Below are 16,920 nucleotides of genomic sequence, written 5' to 3' on the forward strand. Positions count from 1 at the left end.
TTAGCTGCCTGCAGCCATGTTGCCGTGCCCCGAAAAGGCAAGGGCAACAGGGTTTTTGGCGCCGTGACTACTGCACAGGTGCGCGCAGCAGGGACACCACGGCGTCGCCCAACCGGATCGGGTCGATCGGGTGAGGGACCGCGGCCTCCGCGCGCGACCAGTTCGCCAGCCAGGCGTCGTCCGGCCGCCCGGTCAGCACCAGGATCGGCGGGCAGTCGGCAATCTCGTCCTTGAGCTGCTTGGCGATCCCCATGCCACCGGTCGGGGCGGCCTCACCGTCCAGAATCACCAGATCGAAGCCGCCCTCGTCCATCTGGCGTATCACCATCGGACCGGTCGCGATCTCGACATAGGTCAGCTCGGGGAGATCGGGGTGCACCCGCTTGCCCAGAGCCAGCCGCACCTGCTCACGGGTTCTGGGGTTGTCGCTGTAGACAAGGACCCGCAGTGCACGTTCCGCCATGCGGCTGATGGTACGGCTAGCCGGCTCGCCGGAACACGACGTCGCCCGAAATGGTGACGTGGTCGGTGACCATCCCCATCAGGTTGCCGTCGACGCCGAAGTCTTTGCGGTTGATAGTGGCCTGCGCGATGACACGCACCGAGCCGTCGTCGAGCACCGCGACTTTTGTTCGCAAAGGCAGAGGCGCGGTAGTGCCCTTGACGGTGAGTTGTGCTCGCAGGTCGACGGTGTCGCCGGTGATGGCTTCGGCGTCGGTCACCACCACACTGATATCGGGAAACTTGTCGGCCTCGAGGAAGTCGGCCGAGCGCAGATGGTCGTCGCGCTTGCGGAGTTTCGTATCCACAGATGCGGCCTGGACATCGATCCGGCCGAAAATCTTTCGGCTGTCCGTGATTTGGCCGTCGCCGCTGAATTCGGTGAATCGCCCCTTGACCGGCGCGAGACCCCACATCGACTTGGCCTTGAACGTTATCGTCGACCGGTTCGGGTCGACGTTCCAGACTCCGACGGATGCGGGATCGCTGAGAAGTGCCTGTGTGCTTGGCATGTCACCTCCGCTCCGACTCCAGCAGTGGGCCCATTTCTGCGGGGTCGAAGTACTCGTCTACGCGATTGATCAAACCGTTGGCACCCACCTTTATCACGATGCAGACGCGCATTGAGATCGATCCACCGTTGCGGCCGTTGGCATGCAGGATGTGTTGCTGGACGAATCCGCCCTCGAAGAACTGGCGCTCCAATATCTCGTAGCGGCGCTCGGTCGTCGCGTCGACGAACCAGCCGATGACGCGCAGCGCGCGTACGCGGTCCCGGCCCCGGTCGGCAACCTTCCACACCACGACGTCGTCGGCCCACAACTGCTGCACCGTGGCGATGTCGCCGTTCTCGATCGCGTGGAACAGGCGGTCTGCGATTGCATCGATATCCGCGACGGGCATGTTCGTCGTCCCCCTTGACCTCAAGTTGGGTTGAGGTAGAACTCTGGTCTGTATGGATTCAACACCAACCCTCTCCCGATTCGACGATGCCTACAAGACCCGAACCGCGCCGTGGGTGATCGGTCAGCCGCAGCCAGCGATCGTCGAGCTGCAACGCGCCGGCCAGATCAACAGCAAGGTGCTCGACATCGGTTGTGGGACAGGCGAACACACGATCATGCTGACCCGCTTGGGGTACGACGTGCTCGGTATCGACTTCGCGCCGCACGCGGTCGAGCAGGCCAGGGCCAATGCCGCCGAGCAGGGTGTCGATGCGCGCTTCGAGGTGGCGGACGCGATGAACCTCGGCCCCGAACCGGGCTATCAGACGATCGTCGACAGCGCGCTGTTCCACATCTTCGACGACGCCGATCGTGCGCGATACGTGAGCAGCCTGCATACCGCGCTCCGGCCGGGAGGAGTGGTGCATGTCTTGGCGCTGTCCGATGCCGGCCGCGGGTTCGGTCCCCAGGTCAGCGAGGCCGAGATCCGCGGGGCCTTCGGCGACGGCTGGACGCTCGAGGCACTGGACACCACCACCTACCGCGGTGTCGTGCAGCAGGCTCAAGCCGAGGCGATCGGCCTGCCCGTCGGCACGCGCGTCGACGAGCCCGCCTGGCTGGCGCGCGCCCGCCGGGTCTGAGTGATTTGTGTGCGTCCAGGAGCGCTCAGCGCAACAAAACGCACACAAGTCGCTATGACGGCGTCCAGGCCGGCGAGCGGCCCAGGTGCAGCAGCGCCCGATCGAGATCGCTGACTCCCTCGCCTGCGGCGATGGCTCGGGCGAAGGGGGACTCGGGTGCAGTTCGAAAGTCGCCGTCGGGAACCGCCAACACCAGCGGCAGGACCGCGGAGATCACCTCGTCCGGCAGTGTGAACGGGACGTCGATCGCCCGCGCGACGTCCCAGCCGTGGACGACGTAGTCGACGAAGTGAAAGCCGATCGCCTGCGCGCCGGGAACCGCGGCGCCGGGACCGAATTCGGGCAGGGCGAACGTCGCTTCCAACACGCCGTCGGCGGCGAAGGCCTCGAGGACGTCGGCCGCGGCCGCGGCATACGTGGCCGCCGGGTCGGACGCCACAGCCTCGGCCACGGCGGACGCGTCCCAGTGCGCAAGGTCGGCGCCGTCACCGCGCGCCGCCGCCGCGAAACCGCGATGCTGCACCGTCATGTGCGCCAACAGCTGAGTCAGATTCCAGCCCTCGCAAGGCGTCGAGCGCTGCAAATCTGTGGGGCGAACCTTGTCGACGATGTCAACGGAGGCCACTACCGCGACGCGGTGAAATGATCGGATGTCCTGATTAGTAAGCATGCGCAGATCATATGCGGATGCATATTATCGGTCAATGTTTAATATCCGGATGTGACGTCCCGGCGTAAGCGGCCCGACCTCGCCGCCATGTTGGCCCCGTTGGTGCGCGACATGATGGCGGCCGAGCTTCCTGTGCTGGAGGCAAACGGGCTGTCGATGTGGGGTTACAGCGTGCTCGTCGCCCTTGACCGGTCGGCGATCCGCACGCAGGCCGCGCTCGCGGAGGCGATCGGCGCGGACAAGACGCGCATCATCGCGATACTCGACGAGCTGCAGGACAAGGGCCTGATCGAGCGCGTGCCCGACCCCGAGGACCGGCGGGCGCGGCTGTTGGCGATCACCAAAGAAGGCCGCAGGCTGAAAGACGCGACGCAGGCCGCGATTCAGCGGGGTGAGGAACGTTGGCTCGGCACGCTGTCGGCCAGCGATCGTGCTGCGTTCCTGCGGATACTTCAGGAGTTGTCGGGCGTCGACTGGTCATAGCCCGGATGTGCTACCGCCAGCCGATGACGGACGAGCATGCGCAGCACGGGCAAGAGGTCCGCTGCTCGGTCGTCCAGTTCCCCGGCGCGAATCGCCGCCGCGAGTTGTGCCTCGTCGGCGAAGCCGAACTCGGCCAGCCTGTCGGAGGCGTCTGCCGTTGAGGTGTCCGTCAGCTCACGCTCGACGATGCGCAGCACGTTGGCGGCGACGCGGGCGTGGAAGTTGATCGGCCCGTCCATCGAGGATCGCACGTCCTTGTCGAGGAAGTTGGCGACCGCCGCGACGAGTTCGGCCGCCGTCGGCCGTCCGTACAGCCAGCTCATCGCGGGCCACCTCCCTCGAGCAGATCCAAGACGTCCCACTCGGTTTCGGCGACGCGACGGCCGATCGCGGCCAGTTCCACCGACGGTGTCTGCCCAGAAAGGTGCCGCTCGGCCTGGAAGCGGCAGATGACGCCCCAGCGCAGGGTGGCGACGGTGAGCCACCACCGGAACACGTCACGATCAAGGGCGACGCCCGCCGCCGCCTCGTAGGCAGCGAGGAAGCTTTCGACGCTGCCAAGCCCGCCCGCACCGAGATGCTCGGGCGCACCGAAACGCCAGGCCCGGATGCAGAACCAGGCCAGGTCTTCATAGGCCTCGCCGGTGTGCACCAGTTCCCAATCCAGGACGGCCGCGAGACCCGACTCGTCGACGATCACGTTGCCCATCCGGAAATCGCCATGCACAAGCACCTGCGGTGACGGCGGGGGACGGTTGGCGTCCAGCCAGCGAAACGCCCACTCGAATGTGGCTGTGGTGTCGCCCATTTCGTCGAGACGGTCGCGCCACTCGCCGAGCTGATCCGATGGAGCCAGTCCGATCCCGTCAGGGTCGGCGCGGTGGATGGCGGCCAGCGCCTGCGCGCATTGCTGCAACAATCGCGCCCGGCCGCTGTCGTCGAGACCACGGTAGATCTTTCTGACAATCGTCTCGCCTGCGATCGCGTCGCAGATGAGATACGGATTGCCCAGTGCGGCAGGCGAATTGTCTGCAGCAAGGATGTGGGGGACAGGTGCACCAGCCGCGGCGGCGCGCTGCTGTACCGCGGCCTCCAACTCCATCCCGGCGTGCATGTCATCGGGTGGGCCGGTACGCAGGATCAACGCACGGCCATCCGCATCGAATGCCCACGTGGTCCGGCTGGCACCGCCGGTGAGCGCGCGCAGGTTCGCGACGTTCACATCGCCGAGCACCGGACGCAGAACAGCCTCGAGCCGTTCCTTCACTTGCGCCCGAATCCGAACAGCCGCTGGGCCACCCGGCGGATCTGGATTTCCTCGGCGCCCTCGGTGATGCGGTAGCGGCGGTGGTGCCGGTAGATGTGTTCGAACGGCTCGTGTCTGCTGTAGCCGACACCGCCGAACACCTGCATCGCCCGGTCAGCCGCCTCGCACACCAGTCGGTTGGCGCGGTAGTTGGCCATCGACACCTTGTCGGAGACCTCCATGTGGTGGTTCCCGTCGAGTTGGGTCGCCGCGTAATAGACCAGCAGCCGCACCATCTGCGCTTCGGTCTGCAGTTCGACGAGCGGCCACTGCACAGCCTGGTTGACCGAGAGCGGCTTGCCGAACACCGAGCGGTCGTTCGCGTAGCCGACGGCGCGGTCGATGCAGTACTGTGCGGCCCCCAGGCTGCTGGCGGCCTGCCGAATCCTGTTCTCGTGCAGAAAGGTTTGACCGACCTCGAGGCCGCGGTCAACCTCCCCTAGCACAGCGTCATGCGGAACGCGGACATCGTTCAGTTCGACCTCGCCGTGGTCGGTCGGCATGTTGAACGTCCACCAGTAGTAGGGCACGGAGAAGCCCGGCGCATCGGTGGGAACGAGGAAAGCGGTGATGCCGCGGGCTTGCCCCGGTTCACCTGATGTGCGCGCGAACACCAGATCGTGGGTCGCACGGTGCACACCGGTGTTGAACCGCTTGGCGCCGTTGATCACCCAGCCGTCACCGTCTGCCACAGCCCGCGTCTCCAGCCAGGTGGCGTCCGAGCCGTGGTTCGGCTCGGTCAGGCCGAAGGCCATCGAGCGCTCACCGGTGATCAGCGCCTCGGTCCATTCGGCTTTCTGGGTGTCCGTGCCGAATCGGTCCATCATGATCACCTGCGGGAAGTTGCCGACGATCGACGACTCGTCCTGCAGATCGTTGTGCAGCCCGAGACCCTTGTGCGCCAGGTGTTCGCGGATCACCGCCATGTCGATGTTAGTGCCGTCGCGGCCGCCGAACTGTGACGGCAGTCCGTAGCGCAGCCAGCCGGCCTTGTCGGCGCGCTTGCGCATCTCGCCGAGCAGGTCCTCCCACTCACGCTTGGGAATGCCGCCGTTGTCCCAGTCCGTGCGGGCGTTTTCCCTGCGGTGGTCGAAATACTGCAGGTGTTCGCGTTCCAGCGGCTTGATCTCGGCCTCGATGAACGCGTCCATCTCGGCGAGCAGTCCCGGAAGATGCTCTGGGAGGGTGAAATCCACGGTGATTCTCCTCTGGTAGGTCAGACCCCGTACAGCGTCTTCTTCCAAATCCTCGCTAGGGTGGCGATGGCGTCCTCGTCGCTCAGCTCGAGACCAAGCCCGGACGTGCCCGCGAAAACGGTGGTGAAGTTCTCGAACAGCAGCGCGATTGCCGCTGCGGTGTGCTCGGGATGAAGTTCGGCGCCGTAGCCCTGGTCCTGGGCGCGGCGCACCGATGCGGCGACGATGTCCATTCCGAAACGGCGAAACTCGTTCTGCACGATGGCGAACCGCGGCTGCGTCGCAGCCAGTTGTGCCATGGCGATCATGATGCCGATGTTCTGCTTGAACATGTTCCAGTAGCCGGTGACAGCCGTCGAGAAGAAGCTGTCGTCATCTGGTGAATCCGGAAGCTGAAGGCTGCCACCCGAAGGGGCCACGATGTCGTGCAGAAACGACTCGGCCAGCGCGGCGAGCAGGTCCTCTTTGTCGGCGAAGTAGCGGTAGAACACCGCGGGCGATTTGCCGGCCGCAGACGTGATGTCGGCCAGGGTGGTGCCGTGAAACCCGCGCTCGGCGAACAACTTCCGTGCTGCCTGCTCGATGGCCTCCCGGGTTTGGCGGCCCTTGGCGCTCAGCGTGTCGACTGGCACGGCATCACTCGCCGACGAGGCGGTCGCCTGCTCGCAGCAGCGAACTCGGCAGGTCGTGGCCGACGACACGCTGCGCCACCTCCGCCGCGGAGATCGCGGCCTGCAGATCGACGTCGACGTGAATTCCGCTGTCCCGCAAGAGGTAGACGAGGTCCTCGGTAGCGATGTTGCCGCTGGCGCCGGGAGCGAAAGGGCAGCCGCCGAGTCCGCCAACCGACGCGTCGAGCCGGGTGACCCCGGCGCTGACTGCCGCGTACGCGCTGGCCAGTCCGGCGCCGCGGGTGTTGTGAAAGTGTGCGCCCAGCGGGATGTCGCCGATCACGGGTCGGAGCCGTGCGATCAGGTCGCTCACCCGCCGTGGGGTGGTCGTCCCGATGGTGTCGGCGATCGCGAGTCGGTCGGCATCGGCGTCGCGCGCCGCGGTCACGACGTCAACCACCCGTTCGGGCGATGTCTGCCCGTCGAACGGGCAATCCCACGCCGTGGCGACGATGACCTCGACGGTCGCGCCGCTGTCGTGTGCGATCGCGACGATCTCCGGAATCAGTGCGGTGGACTCGGCTGTCGATCGCCCCACGTTGGCGTGGCTGTGTCCGTCGGCCGCCGACACCACGTACTCGATCGACCCGAGACCCGCCGCGACCGCTCTCTTGGCGCCGTTGGGACTGGCGACCAGCGCTGAGAACTCGATGTCGGGGTAGCGGCCCAGTTCGGCTGCCAACTCGGCGGCGTCGGCCAGCGCAGGCACCTTGGACGGCGAGACGAACGCCGTCGCCTCCATCTCCCGCACGCCGGTCGCTGCGACGGCGGCAAGCAATTCGAGCTTGGCCGACAACGGAATCGGTTCTTCAATCTGCAGGCCGTCGCGCAGCGAGACGTCCCGGATATCGACATGGCGCGGTAACCCCGTCATAGCACGCCCTTCTCCTGCAACGCAGCCATCTCCGCATCGGTCTTGCCGAGCAGTCCGCGATAGATCTCGTCGTTGTGCTGGCCCGGTGCGGCGGGTCCGGCGCTGCGGATCGTTCCCGGTGTGTCCGAGAGCACTGGCACCACGCCGGGGCCCTTGACGTTTCGCTCGATTCGCTGGTCCCAGTGATCAGCGATCATGCCGCGGGCCTGCAGCTGCGGATCGTTGACCACTTCGGCGACCGTGTTGATCGGTCCGCTGATCACCCCCGCCTCGGACAGCGTGGCGATGATGTCGGTGGGCTGTCGTTCGGCGGCCCATGCGCCGATGATCTTGTCCAGCTCGTCCTGATTGCGGCCCCTGGCAACGTGATTGGCGAACCGATCGTCGGTGGCGAGCTCGGGTTGCCCCATCGCCGCGCACAGCCGGCGGAACACCGTGTCCTGGTTGGCGGCGATCACCACCCAGCTGCCGTCCGCGGTCGGGTAGATGTTCGACGGCGCGATGCCCTCCAACCGGGTGCCCGACGGGCCGCGCACCACACCACCGACGTCATAGTCGGGGATCGTGGATTCCTGTACAGCCAAACAGGATTCGGTCAGCGCGGCGTCGACCACCTGCCCCTCGCCGGTGACAGTGCGCCGGTACAGCGCTGCCAGCGCCCCCTGCGCGGCGAACATGCCCGCCAGGCTGTCGCCCAGCGAAAGGGCCAACCGCGGTGGCGGGCCCCCGGGGAAGCCGTTCATGTATCGCAGCCCGCTGGCCGCCTCGGCGACCGACGCGTAGCCGGCCTTGTGTGCCTCTGGTCCGGTCTGGCCGTAGCCGGAGACCCGGACCAGGATGATGCCGCGATTGCGTTGATGCAGCACGTCATAACCGAGGTTCCACTTCTCCAGCGTGCCCGGCCGGAAGTTCTCCACGATGATGTCGGAGCGCTCGACCAGGTCGAGAAACAGTGTCCGGCCCGCCTCCTCGCGCAGGTTCAGCGTGACGGCTTTCTTGTTGCGCGCGTGCACCGTCCAGAAGAAGTGATGGCCGTCGAGTTCGGCCTGACCCCACGTCCGCAGCGGGTCTGGTGCGCCCGGCGGCTCGATCTTGATGACCTCGGCCCCCATGTCGCCGAGCAGGCGTCCCGCGAACGGTCCGGAGATCAGCGTGCCGACCTCGATGACCCTGATGCCGTCGAGCGGACCGGTCACCGTCATAACGAAAACCCGTGTCGGTGCAGCCAGTCCGTGCAGATTCCGACGGCCTGGCGCAGCGTGTCGCGCTGGCCGGGGCCGGAGTAGTAGTGGTTGGCGCCGGGGATCTCGTGCATCTCCTTGTCAGGATGCCCGATGGCCTCGAAGAGCCTGCGGGTGTGGCTCGGGGTACATGCGTTGTCGGCCAGGTTACCGATCACCAGCGTGGGCACGTCGATTTCGGGCCCGGCCTTGACGGCATCGCCGTTGGCGTCGTCGTAGCTCCACTGCGAGAGCCAGCTGCGCAGCGTGCAGAACCGGGCCAGGCCGAAGGGTCCGTTGTTCACGACCTGCGGATCGCCCAGATAGGTGGTCCGCGGTTCACGCTCGTTCGGGTCGACCGTGGGGTCCAGCCAGCGGGGATCGGCCATGGTGCCGTGCACGACGAACGAGAACTCGTCATCGGGGCGCCCGGCGGCCTTCAGCTCGGCCAGTTTGTCCTTGACCCACTTGGTGATTCGTCGGTTGCGAGCGATCTGTGCTTCCCGGTAGCGCGCCAGGAATTCCGGGGTGTACGGCGGCTGGTTCGGGTTGTCCGGGTTGTAGAGGTCCAACTCCGGGTCACGCTTCGACGGGTCCGACTCGTCGAGGACGGACGCGTCCAGCCACTCGGTGAGTGTGCCGTGGCGGCTGATGTGCGCGGCCAGCATCATGATGCCGTCGGCGGGGATGAGCCCCAGTTTCGTCAGGTCGGGGCCATCGCCGGAGGGGCTGGCCGTCACCGTCGGATGAGTGGCCTGCTGCTGATAGAACACCGACAGTGAGCCCCCGCCACTCCATCCGGCCAGCACCACCTTGTCGTAACTCAGTCGGTTCTTGGCGTCTTTGATGCACTCGCCGAGGTCCTCGACGACTTTTTCCATCAGCAGCGCGGAGTCGGTGCCGCGGAATCGGCTGTTGCAGTAGATGACATGATGGCCCGCGCGTGCCAGCGCGTTGATCATCGGCAGATACGCGCCGCCGCCGATCGGGTGCATGAACACCAGCACGGTATCGGATGGTTTGGTCTTCGGCTTGAGCAGATAGCTCTCCAACACGATGAGTTCGGAGACTCCGCCGTAGACGTCGCGAACACCCGAAAGATTCTGGTAGGCAAGCAGATACGGGATGCGGTCGTACTCGTGGCGCGGCGGTGCCGCGACAGATCCAGTCGTCGTCATCAGTGTTGCCCCAAATCGTTCGCAAGGATTTCAGCCGACGGCACCAGGCGACGCCGCGTGTCAATCGCGATCACCGCCCAATCCACCGAGTCGTAGTCGTCGAACTTGCGGCGCGCTCGCTCGCGCGCCTTCTCCGGCGCACCGTGATGAACCCCTTGCGGGGCATGGGAAATCAACCCCGGCGGCATCGGGATTCCGTACAGGGACCCGCCGTGGAAGAACGCGATCTCGTCATAGTCGACGTTGCGGTGATACCAGGGCGTGCGCTCGGTGCCGGGCACGCCCTCGGCCGGTTTGGGCAGGAAGTTCATCACGTAGACCCCGGTGGCTTGCATGAACAGATGCACGGTCGGGGGCAGGTGCACGCTATTGGAGGTCACCACGTTGTAGTCGTCGATGTTGAACGTGAACGCGAAGTTGTCGCCGCGCCACCCCTCCACGTCGAGCGGATGATGTTCGTAGAACAGCGAAGTCGGCCCACCTTCGTGGATCAGCCGGACTTCGTACACTCCGCCCTCGTGCGGACCGTCGCCGTCCTCGAGCGGCACCGGGCCGGGGATCGTCGCCTGCGAAGGATCGAACGGGAAGTGACGGCCCAGGTATCCCGGCGGCGGCACCCGAAACTCGTCGGTGGCCTGGATCATCAACAGCATCGAATCTTGATCGGGTACTTGGCGAAACGTGCATGCCTTCGGGATGTACACCCAGTCACCGGCTCGATAGCGCAGCGGGCCGAACTCCGTCTCCAACAGACCCGAACCCTTGTGCACGAAGCTGAGCAAGTCGCCGTCCACGTAGCGGACGAAGAACGGCATCGCCTCGCTCCGCATCGACAGCAGCACCTGGCAGTCGGCGTTCGAGAACATCAGCAGGGGGCCGCCCGCTGCATCGGTGGCGTCGCTGGGTTTCAGCTGATCCGCCAGCACGTCAACAGGGCGCAGCGGACCGGAAGCGCGATACGCGGTCGGATCGTTGCGCCGGTAGATGTTGGCGGTGCGACCGGTGAACCCACCGCGCCCCAGTTCGTCGTCCTTCAGGCCGTCGAGGTCCGCGTGCAGACGCTTGGGTGTCCGCCCCTTCCGCAGGTGAACAAACGATTCCATGGGGGCTCCATCGACGGTGACAGGGCGAACTAAAAGTGATGTTAGTTTTACTTTACGAGCAGAGTCAATCCTCGAGATCGACCCGGATCGTCAGCAGGTTGGTGCCGAAGGTGCGCACGCCGAAGCTGTTGAACTGGGGCAACGATTTCAGCCGTTCGGTCGGATCGTCGTCGGGTACGAGGTGCGCGGTCCCGTTGTGCCAGCGGCCGCGAAGCCGGACCCGCACGCGGGGGTTGGCTTGAATGTTCTTGACGTATTGCGACTTGTCGCCGAACTCCGAGACGAACCAGAACTGGTCGCCGATCCGGCTCCCGCCCAGCGGGGTGTGCCGGGGTTCGCCGGACTTGCGGCCCGTCGTCTCCAGCAGTGTCTGAATGGGCAGCCGCCGCATCAGCGGGTTGGCCACCCGTTTTTGGAAGAAGTTGGTAACGCGGTCACGTGTGTCGTCGGGCATGGGAGTCCTTTCACACCATGGCGGTCCGTGGCACCTTCATACCTAGTGTGAGCACTGTTTCTCGACGAATGTCAGCGCTTGAGCATGATCTCGAGGAAGCCTTCCCGGCTCGCGGCCGCGCGTGCGCTCGGCTGCGGGCCCGCGATGTGCAGGAAGCCGACGCCGGCGGCAAAAGTCGCCCCGGCGCGCAACTCGGCCTGTTCGGCGTCGAACCCGTAGTCCAGGTACGCCTGACGGACCGCCGCGAAGACGCGCAGGTCTGCCGCACGCACGCTGGCTGCGGCGTCCTCGTCGGTACGGGCCCATTCGCGCATCGCCCGCTCCAGCGTCCAATGTCGGGGGCTGACCAACGACGACATCATTTCCGACAGGCGTTGGCGCGGCGGTAGCCCGGCCAGCTCGCCCAGGTCGCGCCGGTCGTCGCCGCGTAACTCACCCCATGCCTGCACCAGCGCGGCGCGATAGGCCGCGATGTCGGCGAAATGCCAATAAAAGCTGCCTTTGGTCACTGAAAGGCGACTACACAACCGATCGATCTTGAGCGCCTTGATGCCCTCTTCGGCCAGAATCGCGAACCCCGCCTGAATCCAGTCGTCGACGGATAACCGGGTGTTCGCCGAGGCCTTCGCCCTCCCCATGAGCGGCAGCCTACGGCCCTGGCGGGCGGCACAAACTAACGCTGACGATACTTCTGTTTGATCACAGGAAAATGACAGTCAGCGCCAGTCGGGTGTCCTCGCGAGCTGGTCACATGTTTTACTGCACACGCACAACTGAAATTTTCTCGGTCCGCTCTTCCGCCGAACCGGGCTCAGCGGAGCGGGCGCGACAGCGCAGTAAAGCAAGTGCTGCGGTGCCGAATGACGATCTGTGATCGTCGGGGGAAGCGTGTTACGGCGTAACCGGAAGATGGATGGAATTGCTCTATGAGGTTCGTTGACAAGATTCGTGGCCATTGGGCGCGCCGATTTGCGGTCGCAGCCATCGCGGCGGCCGTCCTACCAGGCGTGGTCGGTCTAACCGGAGGCTCAGCCACCGCAGGTGCGTTCTCCCGGCCGGGCCTGCCGGTCGAGTACCTGATGGTGCCGTCGCCGTCGATGGGCCGGGACATCAAGATTCAGTTCCAGAAGGGGACCGGCTCGCACGCGGTCTACCTGCTGGACGGCCTGCGTGCTCAGGACGACTACAACGGCTGGGACATCAATACCCAGGCGTTCGAGTGGTTCCTGGACACCCCGCTGTCGATCGTCATGCCCGTCGGCGGCCAGTCGAGCTTCTATTCCGACTGGTATTCGCCTGCGTGCGGTAAGAGCGGCTGCCAGACGTACAAGTGGGAGACGTTCCTGACCAGTGAGCTGCCGCAGTGGCTGGCATCCAACAAGGGTGTGGCCTCTACCGGCAATGCAGCGGTCGGGCTGTCGATGGCGGGCAACTCCGCGATGATCCTGGCGGCCTACCACCCCGACATGTACATCTACGCAGGCTCGTTGTCCGCGTTCCTCAACCCCTCCGAGGGCAGCTGGCCATTCCTGATCAACATGGCGATGGGCGATGCAGGCGGGTACAAGGCGAACGACATGTGGGGCCCGACCGAGGACCCCAACAGCGCCTGGAAGCGCAACGACCCGATGCTCCAGATCCCGACGTTGGTGGCGAACAACACCCGCCTCTGGGTGTACTGCGGCAACGGCACACCCAACGAGTTGGGCGGCGGTGATCTTCCTGCCACGTTCCTCGAGGGCCTGACGATCCGTACCAACCAGACCTTCCAGGACAATTACATCGCCGCGGGTGGTCACAATGCCGTGTTCAACTTCCCGGCCAACGGCACCCACAGCTGGGGCTACTGGGGTGCGCAGCTTCAGCAGATGAAGCCCGACCTCATCTCCTACCTCGGCTGACGACCGAAGACGCGAAAGCCCCCGACACCTAGTCGGGGGCTTTTGCGTTTGGTGAAGAATGGCCGTCATGGTCGCAGTCAACGCATTGGTCGCACACCAAGACGCCGAAGGGTCCATCGAACTTTCCCATGAAGTTGTCGACGACAGCTTCCTGCCCGAGGGCGAAGTCACCATTGCTGTCGAGTACTCCGGCGTCAACTACAAAGACGCCTTGGCCGTCACGCCGAAGGGCGGTGTGGCGCGGTCCTATCCGCTGATCCCCGGCATCGACGTCGCAGGGACAGTGACTGCGAGCTCCTCCGGCGACTTCGCAGTGGGCGACCGCGTCGTCGCCCACGGCTACGACATCGGCACCGCTCGGCACGGCGGATACGCTGACACCGCCCGCTTTCCGGCCGACTACCTGGTCAAGCTCGACACGTTGACGACCGCTCAGGCGGCCGCGATCGGTACGGCAGGGTTCACAGCGGCCATGAGCGTCAACGCAATTCGTGCGCATGGTGTACGGCCGCAGGATGGCCCCGTGTTGGTCACCGGCGCCACGGGCGGGGTCGGGAGTGTCAGCGTCGACCTGCTGGCCGGCCTCGGGTACGAGGTCATCGCGTCCACCGGTAAGGCGGAGGCGCACGACTACTTGATGGGGCTGGGCGCCACCGAGGTCGTTGGCCGACTGCCGGCCGAGGGGGAGAAGGTCCGGCCGCTCGGCAAGTCCGCCTATGCGGCGGTCGTCGACAGCGTCGGCGGCGACACGCTCGCATACGCGTTGAGCATCCTGAATTACGCTGGGGTGGCCGCGATTTCAGGGCTGGCCCGGTCGGCGGACCTGCCGACGACGGTGATGCCGTTCATCCTGCGTGGCGTCACGCTGGCCGGCATAGATTCGGTGCTGCTGCGCATCGACAAGCGTCGCGAGCTGTGGCAGTCGATTGCGACGGACCTCCTGCCCCCTCACCTCGACGACATCACGCGCGACGTCTCGATCCTCGAGGCGCCCGAGACGCTGCGCACCATCATCGGCGGCGGTGTCACGGGCCGCACCCGCGTCGTGGTGAAGGACGGGTTCTGACCTACTTCAGTTCCGCGGACGACAGGCCGAGCAACCTGCGGGCCACCACCAGCTGCTGGATCTGCTGAGTGCCCTCGAAGATGTCGAGGATCTTGCTGTCGCGTGCCCACTTCTCCAGCAGCATTTGTTCGGAATAGCCTGTGGTCCCTGCTAATTCGACAGCCTTGAGGGTGATGTCGCTGGCGACGCGGCCTGCCTTCGCCTTGCCCATCGACGCTTCCTTGGAGTTCGGAATGTCGTTGTCGGCCTGCCATGCCGAACGCACCATCAACAGGTAGGCGGCTTCCCAATCGGCTTCCATGCGAAGGAATTCTGCAGCGGGAGCGCTTTGCGCGTGGGCTGGCTTGTCATACGAGATCTCGACACCGGCCTCGGTGAGAATCTTTCGCAATTCTTCGAGCGCCGCGCGGGCGATGCCGACGGCCATCGCGGCGACAACCGGTCGGGTGTTGTCGAAGGTCTCCATGACCCCGGCAAAGCCCTTCTCTACCTGGATGTCCGGACTGCCGAGCAGGTTGTCCTTCGGGATCCTGGCGTTGTCGAAACGGATCACCGCGGTGTCGGATGCCTTGATGCCGAGTTTGTCCTCGAGCCGTTCGACGGTCACGCCAGGATGCTCGCGCGGCACGATGAACGACTTGATGGCGGCGCGGCCCAACGACTTGTCGAGCGTCGCCCAGACCACGATGTGGGTGGCCCGCGACCCGGCGGTGACGAAGATCTTCTCGCCGTTGATGATGTACTCGTCGCCGTCGAGCTTCGCTGTCGTCGACACGGCGGCAGAGTCCGAACCGAAGCCCGGCTCGGTGATCGCCATCGCTGCCCAGACATCCTTGCCCAGACGCTCGAGTTGATCTTTGGTGGCGACGCTGGAGATGGCGGCGTTACCCAGGCCCTGGCGCGGGACCGAGAGCATCAATGCGACGTCGCCCCAACTGATTTCCATCACGTTGAGCACGGCCGACATGTTGGCGCCGTTGTGGTTGGCACCTCGGGGCTCGTCGCCGCCCGCGAAGGCCTCCGCGCCCGCGAACGAGATCGTGTTGGCCGCCGAGATCCCTTCGAAGAGCGTGGCGAGAGTGTCCAGCTCGACGGGATACTCGTGCTCGCGAAGATCCCACTTGCGCGAGATCGGCCGCAGCATCTCCGCGGCGCCCTGATGGGCCTTTTCGATTACAGCTTCCAGCTTGCGCGGAAGTTCCAGATTGATTGCCATGACTCGACTTTCCGGCTAGATGATTCCGCTAAACGACAACGACGCCCTCGGCCACACCGATAGCACGCAGATCGCGGTACCAGCGTTCGACCGGATGTTCTTTGGTGTAGCCATGGCCACCGAGGAGCTGGACGCCGTCAAGGCCGATCTGCATGCCCTTGTCGGTCGCCATCCGCTTCGCCAGCGCGGCTTCGCGGGCGAACTGCAGCCCCTGGTCGGCGCGCGACGCCCCGCGCCACGTGATGAGCCGCAGCCCGTCGAATTCGATCGCCATGTTGGCGCACATGAACGCCACCGCCTGCCGATGGGCGATGGGCTCACCAAAGGCCTGGCGCTCCTTGACATATGGCACCACGTAGTCGAGCACCGCATGCGCGGTCCCGACCGCAAGAGCCGCCCAGCCGAGTCGCGACAACGCGATGGCTTCGGAGTAATCCTGGTCGGTGGCGCCGTCCTCACCGAGCCGAGCGGACAAGGGCACCGTGACACTGTCGAGCTCGACACGGCCGAGCGCCGCGGCACGGACGCCCATGCTCGGCTCCGGCGTCACCGTGATTCCCTTCGCCGAGGACTCGACGATGAACAGTGCCGGCTTGCCATTGAGTTGCGCTGCGACAATGAGCAATTCGGCTTTCGCTGCTGCGGGCACCAACGACTTCACTCCGTCGAGGCGGTAGCCGCTCGGCGTGCGTACCGCCGTCGTCTTCGGCGCGGTGGGGTCGAAAAGCGGGTGCGGTTCGGCGATCGCCACACAGGCCTGCGGTACGTTCTCGCCCGCGAACTCCTTGAGATAGGTGGCCTGCTGATCGGCGCTGCCCCAGTGGGTAAGCGCGGAAGCGACGCCGGCAGGCGCGAGGATCGGCAGCGCCAGACCCATGTCGCCGTACGCCAGCGCTTCGGCCACCAACACGTTGGTCACCGCGGCACGATGCGCGGCGATGCCATCGAAGTCCTCGGGAATGTTGATCGCGGTGATGCCGAGTTCGGTCGCCTTGGTAACGAGATCATCGGGATACGTCGCGGCCGCGTCGGCGTCATGAGCCGCAGGCCGGATCACCTCTTCGGCGAACTCGGTGACGGTGTCGACGATCATCTGCTGTTCTTCGTCGGGCGTCAGGTCGAAGTAGTCGGCGCCGCTGCGCTTCAGCCGGGTCGGGCCGCCGGGGGAGCCCTTGACCCTCTTGAACTGTCGGTTGGCCGCGCCGGCGGCGGAGAACACCTGCTTGACGCCGTACTTCAGGCCGCGGTTCAGCGGGTCACGGAGGTGGTAGCGGTCCAGGAATTCCTGCCCGACGATCGGCGTGATCAGCGCCAAACCGATGTCGGTGGCCGTCCGCTTGTGCTTGTGCATGCCGACGGCGCTCTCTTTTCCCGAGCGGTTTTTGGACGGCAGTGTGTTGGTCATTGTCAGCTGCCTCGCTTGCTGGTTGACGTGGGCGAATACCCAACTGACTCCAGAGTAAGGTATCGGAACTGACTCTGGAGTAAGTAGTTAT

18 protein-coding genes and 1 pseudogene are annotated in these 16,920 nt (G+C 65.5%); 4 read left to right on the plus strand and 15 right to left on the minus strand.

The window, feature by feature from the left end; all coding sequences use genetic code 11:
- Positions 1-67 precede the first annotated feature (67 nt).
- The 3 genes from J3E61_RS18510 to J3E61_RS18520 are packed head-to-tail and all read right to left on the minus strand — an operon-like array spanning position 68 to position 1,404.
- The gene (locus J3E61_RS18510; protein ID WP_192721572.1) at positions 68-463 is read right to left on the minus strand and encodes a response regulator transcription factor; all 396 of its coding nucleotides are present in this window, start codon (positions 461-463) and stop codon (positions 68-70) included.
- 16 nt (positions 464-479) lie between these two features.
- Complete coding sequence (locus J3E61_RS18515; protein ID WP_210084515.1) at positions 480-1,013, minus strand: YceI family protein; 534 nt, start codon at positions 1,011-1,013, stop codon at positions 480-482.
- A gap of 1 nt (position 1,014) precedes the next feature.
- Positions 1,015-1,404, minus strand: a complete 390-nt coding sequence (locus J3E61_RS18520; protein ID WP_210084516.1) for a nuclear transport factor 2 family protein — start codon at positions 1,402-1,404, stop codon at positions 1,015-1,017.
- A gap of 52 nt (positions 1,405-1,456) precedes the next feature.
- Here J3E61_RS18520 and J3E61_RS18525 point away from each other — a divergent pair, with 52 nt between their 5' ends.
- Positions 1,457-2,086, plus strand: a complete 630-nt coding sequence (locus J3E61_RS18525) for a methyltransferase domain-containing protein (RefSeq protein WP_192721569.1) — start codon at positions 1,457-1,459, stop codon at positions 2,084-2,086.
- Positions 2,087-2,138: 52 nt separating this feature from the next.
- Here the strand turns inward: J3E61_RS18525 and J3E61_RS18530 are convergent, their stop codons facing one another.
- The gene (locus J3E61_RS18530) at positions 2,139-2,756 is read right to left on the minus strand and encodes a TIGR03086 family protein (RefSeq protein ID WP_210084517.1); all 618 of its coding nucleotides are present in this window, start codon (positions 2,754-2,756) and stop codon (positions 2,139-2,141) included.
- 51 nt (positions 2,757-2,807) lie between these two features.
- Here J3E61_RS18530 and J3E61_RS18535 point away from each other — a divergent pair, with 51 nt between their 5' ends.
- A complete protein-coding gene (locus tag J3E61_RS18535) occupies positions 2,808-3,239 on the plus strand; it encodes a MarR family transcriptional regulator (RefSeq protein WP_192721567.1) in 432 nt (143 codons plus the stop codon).
- Here the strand turns inward: J3E61_RS18535 and J3E61_RS18540 are convergent.
- The 9 genes and pseudogenes from J3E61_RS18540 to J3E61_RS18580 form a co-directional block, all read right to left on the minus strand.
- Positions 3,209-4,506, minus strand: a pseudogene (locus J3E61_RS18540) (phosphotransferase family protein). The gene J3E61_RS18535 and the pseudogene J3E61_RS18540 sit on opposite strands and share 31 nt — an antisense overlap.
- The gene (locus J3E61_RS18545; RefSeq protein WP_210084518.1) at positions 4,503-5,741 is read right to left on the minus strand and encodes an acyl-CoA dehydrogenase family protein; all 1,239 of its coding nucleotides are present in this window, start codon (positions 5,739-5,741) and stop codon (positions 4,503-4,505) included. Before J3E61_RS18545 ends, J3E61_RS18540 begins: the two are co-directional and overlap by 4 nt.
- A 20-nt stretch (positions 5,742-5,761) precedes the next feature.
- On the minus strand, positions 5,762-6,373 hold the full coding sequence (locus J3E61_RS18550) for a TetR family transcriptional regulator (RefSeq protein ID WP_192721565.1): 612 nt from the start codon (positions 6,371-6,373) through the stop codon (positions 5,762-5,764).
- Between the two features lie 4 nt (positions 6,374-6,377).
- Positions 6,378-7,286 (minus strand): hydroxymethylglutaryl-CoA lyase, encoded by a 909-nt coding sequence (locus J3E61_RS18555; RefSeq protein ID WP_210084519.1) that lies wholly within the window; start codon positions 7,284-7,286, stop codon positions 6,378-6,380.
- Positions 7,283-8,488, minus strand: coding sequence for a CoA transferase (locus tag J3E61_RS18560; protein ID WP_192721563.1), 1,206 nt, complete (start codon positions 8,486-8,488; stop codon positions 7,283-7,285). Before J3E61_RS18560 ends, J3E61_RS18555 begins: the two co-directional genes overlap by 4 nt.
- A complete protein-coding gene (locus J3E61_RS18565; RefSeq protein WP_210084520.1) occupies positions 8,485-9,684 on the minus strand; it encodes an alpha/beta fold hydrolase in 1,200 nt (399 codons plus the stop codon). The genes J3E61_RS18560 and J3E61_RS18565 overlap by 4 nt, the downstream gene beginning before the upstream one ends.
- Positions 9,684-10,787, minus strand: a complete 1,104-nt coding sequence (locus J3E61_RS18570) for a homogentisate 1,2-dioxygenase (RefSeq protein ID WP_210084521.1) — start codon at positions 10,785-10,787, stop codon at positions 9,684-9,686. The genes J3E61_RS18565 and J3E61_RS18570 overlap by 1 nt, the downstream gene beginning before the upstream one ends.
- A gap of 64 nt (positions 10,788-10,851) precedes the next feature.
- Positions 10,852-11,241, minus strand: a complete 390-nt coding sequence (locus J3E61_RS18575; RefSeq protein WP_210084522.1) for a nitroreductase family deazaflavin-dependent oxidoreductase — start codon at positions 11,239-11,241, stop codon at positions 10,852-10,854.
- A 71-nt stretch (positions 11,242-11,312) separates the two neighbouring features.
- On the minus strand, positions 11,313-11,879 hold the full coding sequence (locus J3E61_RS18580) for a TetR family transcriptional regulator (protein WP_192721559.1): 567 nt from the start codon (positions 11,877-11,879) through the stop codon (positions 11,313-11,315).
- A gap of 288 nt (positions 11,880-12,167) precedes the next feature.
- On the opposite strand from J3E61_RS18580, the gene J3E61_RS18585 reads away from it, so the two are divergent.
- Both J3E61_RS18585 and J3E61_RS18590 read left to right on the plus strand, forming a co-directional pair.
- The gene (locus J3E61_RS18585) at positions 12,168-13,142 is read left to right on the plus strand and encodes an esterase family protein (protein WP_192721558.1); all 975 of its coding nucleotides are present in this window, start codon (positions 12,168-12,170) and stop codon (positions 13,140-13,142) included.
- Between the two features lie 67 nt (positions 13,143-13,209).
- Positions 13,210-14,208 carry an oxidoreductase gene (locus J3E61_RS18590; protein ID WP_210084523.1) on the plus strand — a complete coding sequence of 333 codons (999 nt, stop codon included), beginning with the start codon at positions 13,210-13,212 and terminating at the stop codon, positions 14,206-14,208.
- Between the two features lies 1 nt (position 14,209).
- Here J3E61_RS18590 and J3E61_RS18595 read toward each other — a convergent pair whose 3' ends face one another.
- A complete protein-coding gene (locus J3E61_RS18595) occupies positions 14,210-15,424 on the minus strand; it encodes an acyl-CoA dehydrogenase family protein (RefSeq protein WP_210084524.1) in 1,215 nt (404 codons plus the stop codon).
- A 28-nt stretch (positions 15,425-15,452) separates the two neighbouring features.
- The gene (locus tag J3E61_RS18600; RefSeq protein ID WP_210084525.1) at positions 15,453-16,829 is read right to left on the minus strand and encodes an acyl-CoA/acyl-ACP dehydrogenase; all 1,377 of its coding nucleotides are present in this window, start codon (positions 16,827-16,829) and stop codon (positions 15,453-15,455) included.
- Positions 16,830-16,920 lie beyond the last annotated feature (91 nt).

Source organism: Mycobacterium sp. OAE908 (genome assembly GCF_017872775.1).
GTDB lineage: Bacteria > Actinomycetota > Actinomycetes > Mycobacteriales > Mycobacteriaceae > Mycobacterium.

Excerpts from the sequence above, each read along its gene's own strand:
- J3E61_RS18510 (WP_192721572.1), bottom strand. The coding sequence starts at position 463 with ATGGCGGAACGTGCACTGCGGGTCCTTGTCTACAGCGACAACCCCAGA.
- J3E61_RS18515 (WP_210084515.1), bottom strand. The coding sequence starts at position 1,013 with ATGCCAAGCACACAGGCACTTCTCAGCGATCCCGCATCCGTCGGAGTC.
- J3E61_RS18520 (WP_210084516.1), bottom strand. The coding sequence starts at position 1,404 with ATGCCCGTCGCGGATATCGATGCAATCGCAGACCGCCTGTTCCACGCG.
- J3E61_RS18525 (WP_192721569.1), top strand. The coding sequence starts at position 1,457 with ATGGATTCAACACCAACCCTCTCCCGATTCGACGATGCCTACAAGACC.
- J3E61_RS18530 (WP_210084517.1), bottom strand. The coding sequence starts at position 2,756 with ATGCTTACTAATCAGGACATCCGATCATTTCACCGCGTCGCGGTAGTG.
- J3E61_RS18555 (WP_210084519.1), bottom strand. The coding sequence starts at position 7,286 with ATGACGGGGTTACCGCGCCATGTCGATATCCGGGACGTCTCGCTGCGC.
- J3E61_RS18560 (WP_192721563.1), bottom strand. The coding sequence starts at position 8,488 with ATGACGGTGACCGGTCCGCTCGACGGCATCAGGGTCATCGAGGTCGGC.
- J3E61_RS18565 (WP_210084520.1), bottom strand. The coding sequence starts at position 9,684 with ATGACGACGACTGGATCTGTCGCGGCACCGCCGCGCCACGAGTACGAC.
- J3E61_RS18570 (WP_210084521.1), bottom strand. The coding sequence starts at position 10,787 with ATGGAATCGTTTGTTCACCTGCGGAAGGGGCGGACACCCAAGCGTCTG.
- J3E61_RS18575 (WP_210084522.1), bottom strand. The coding sequence starts at position 11,241 with ATGCCCGACGACACACGTGACCGCGTTACCAACTTCTTCCAAAAACGG.
- J3E61_RS18580 (WP_192721559.1), bottom strand. The coding sequence starts at position 11,879 with ATGGGGAGGGCGAAGGCCTCGGCGAACACCCGGTTATCCGTCGACGAC.
- J3E61_RS18585 (WP_192721558.1), top strand. The coding sequence starts at position 12,168 with ATGAGGTTCGTTGACAAGATTCGTGGCCATTGGGCGCGCCGATTTGCG.
- J3E61_RS18590 (WP_210084523.1), top strand. The coding sequence starts at position 13,210 with ATGGTCGCAGTCAACGCATTGGTCGCACACCAAGACGCCGAAGGGTCC.
- J3E61_RS18595 (WP_210084524.1), bottom strand. The coding sequence starts at position 15,424 with ATGGCAATCAATCTGGAACTTCCGCGCAAGCTGGAAGCTGTAATCGAA.
- J3E61_RS18600 (WP_210084525.1), bottom strand. The coding sequence starts at position 16,829 with ATGACCAACACACTGCCGTCCAAAAACCGCTCGGGAAAAGAGAGCGCC.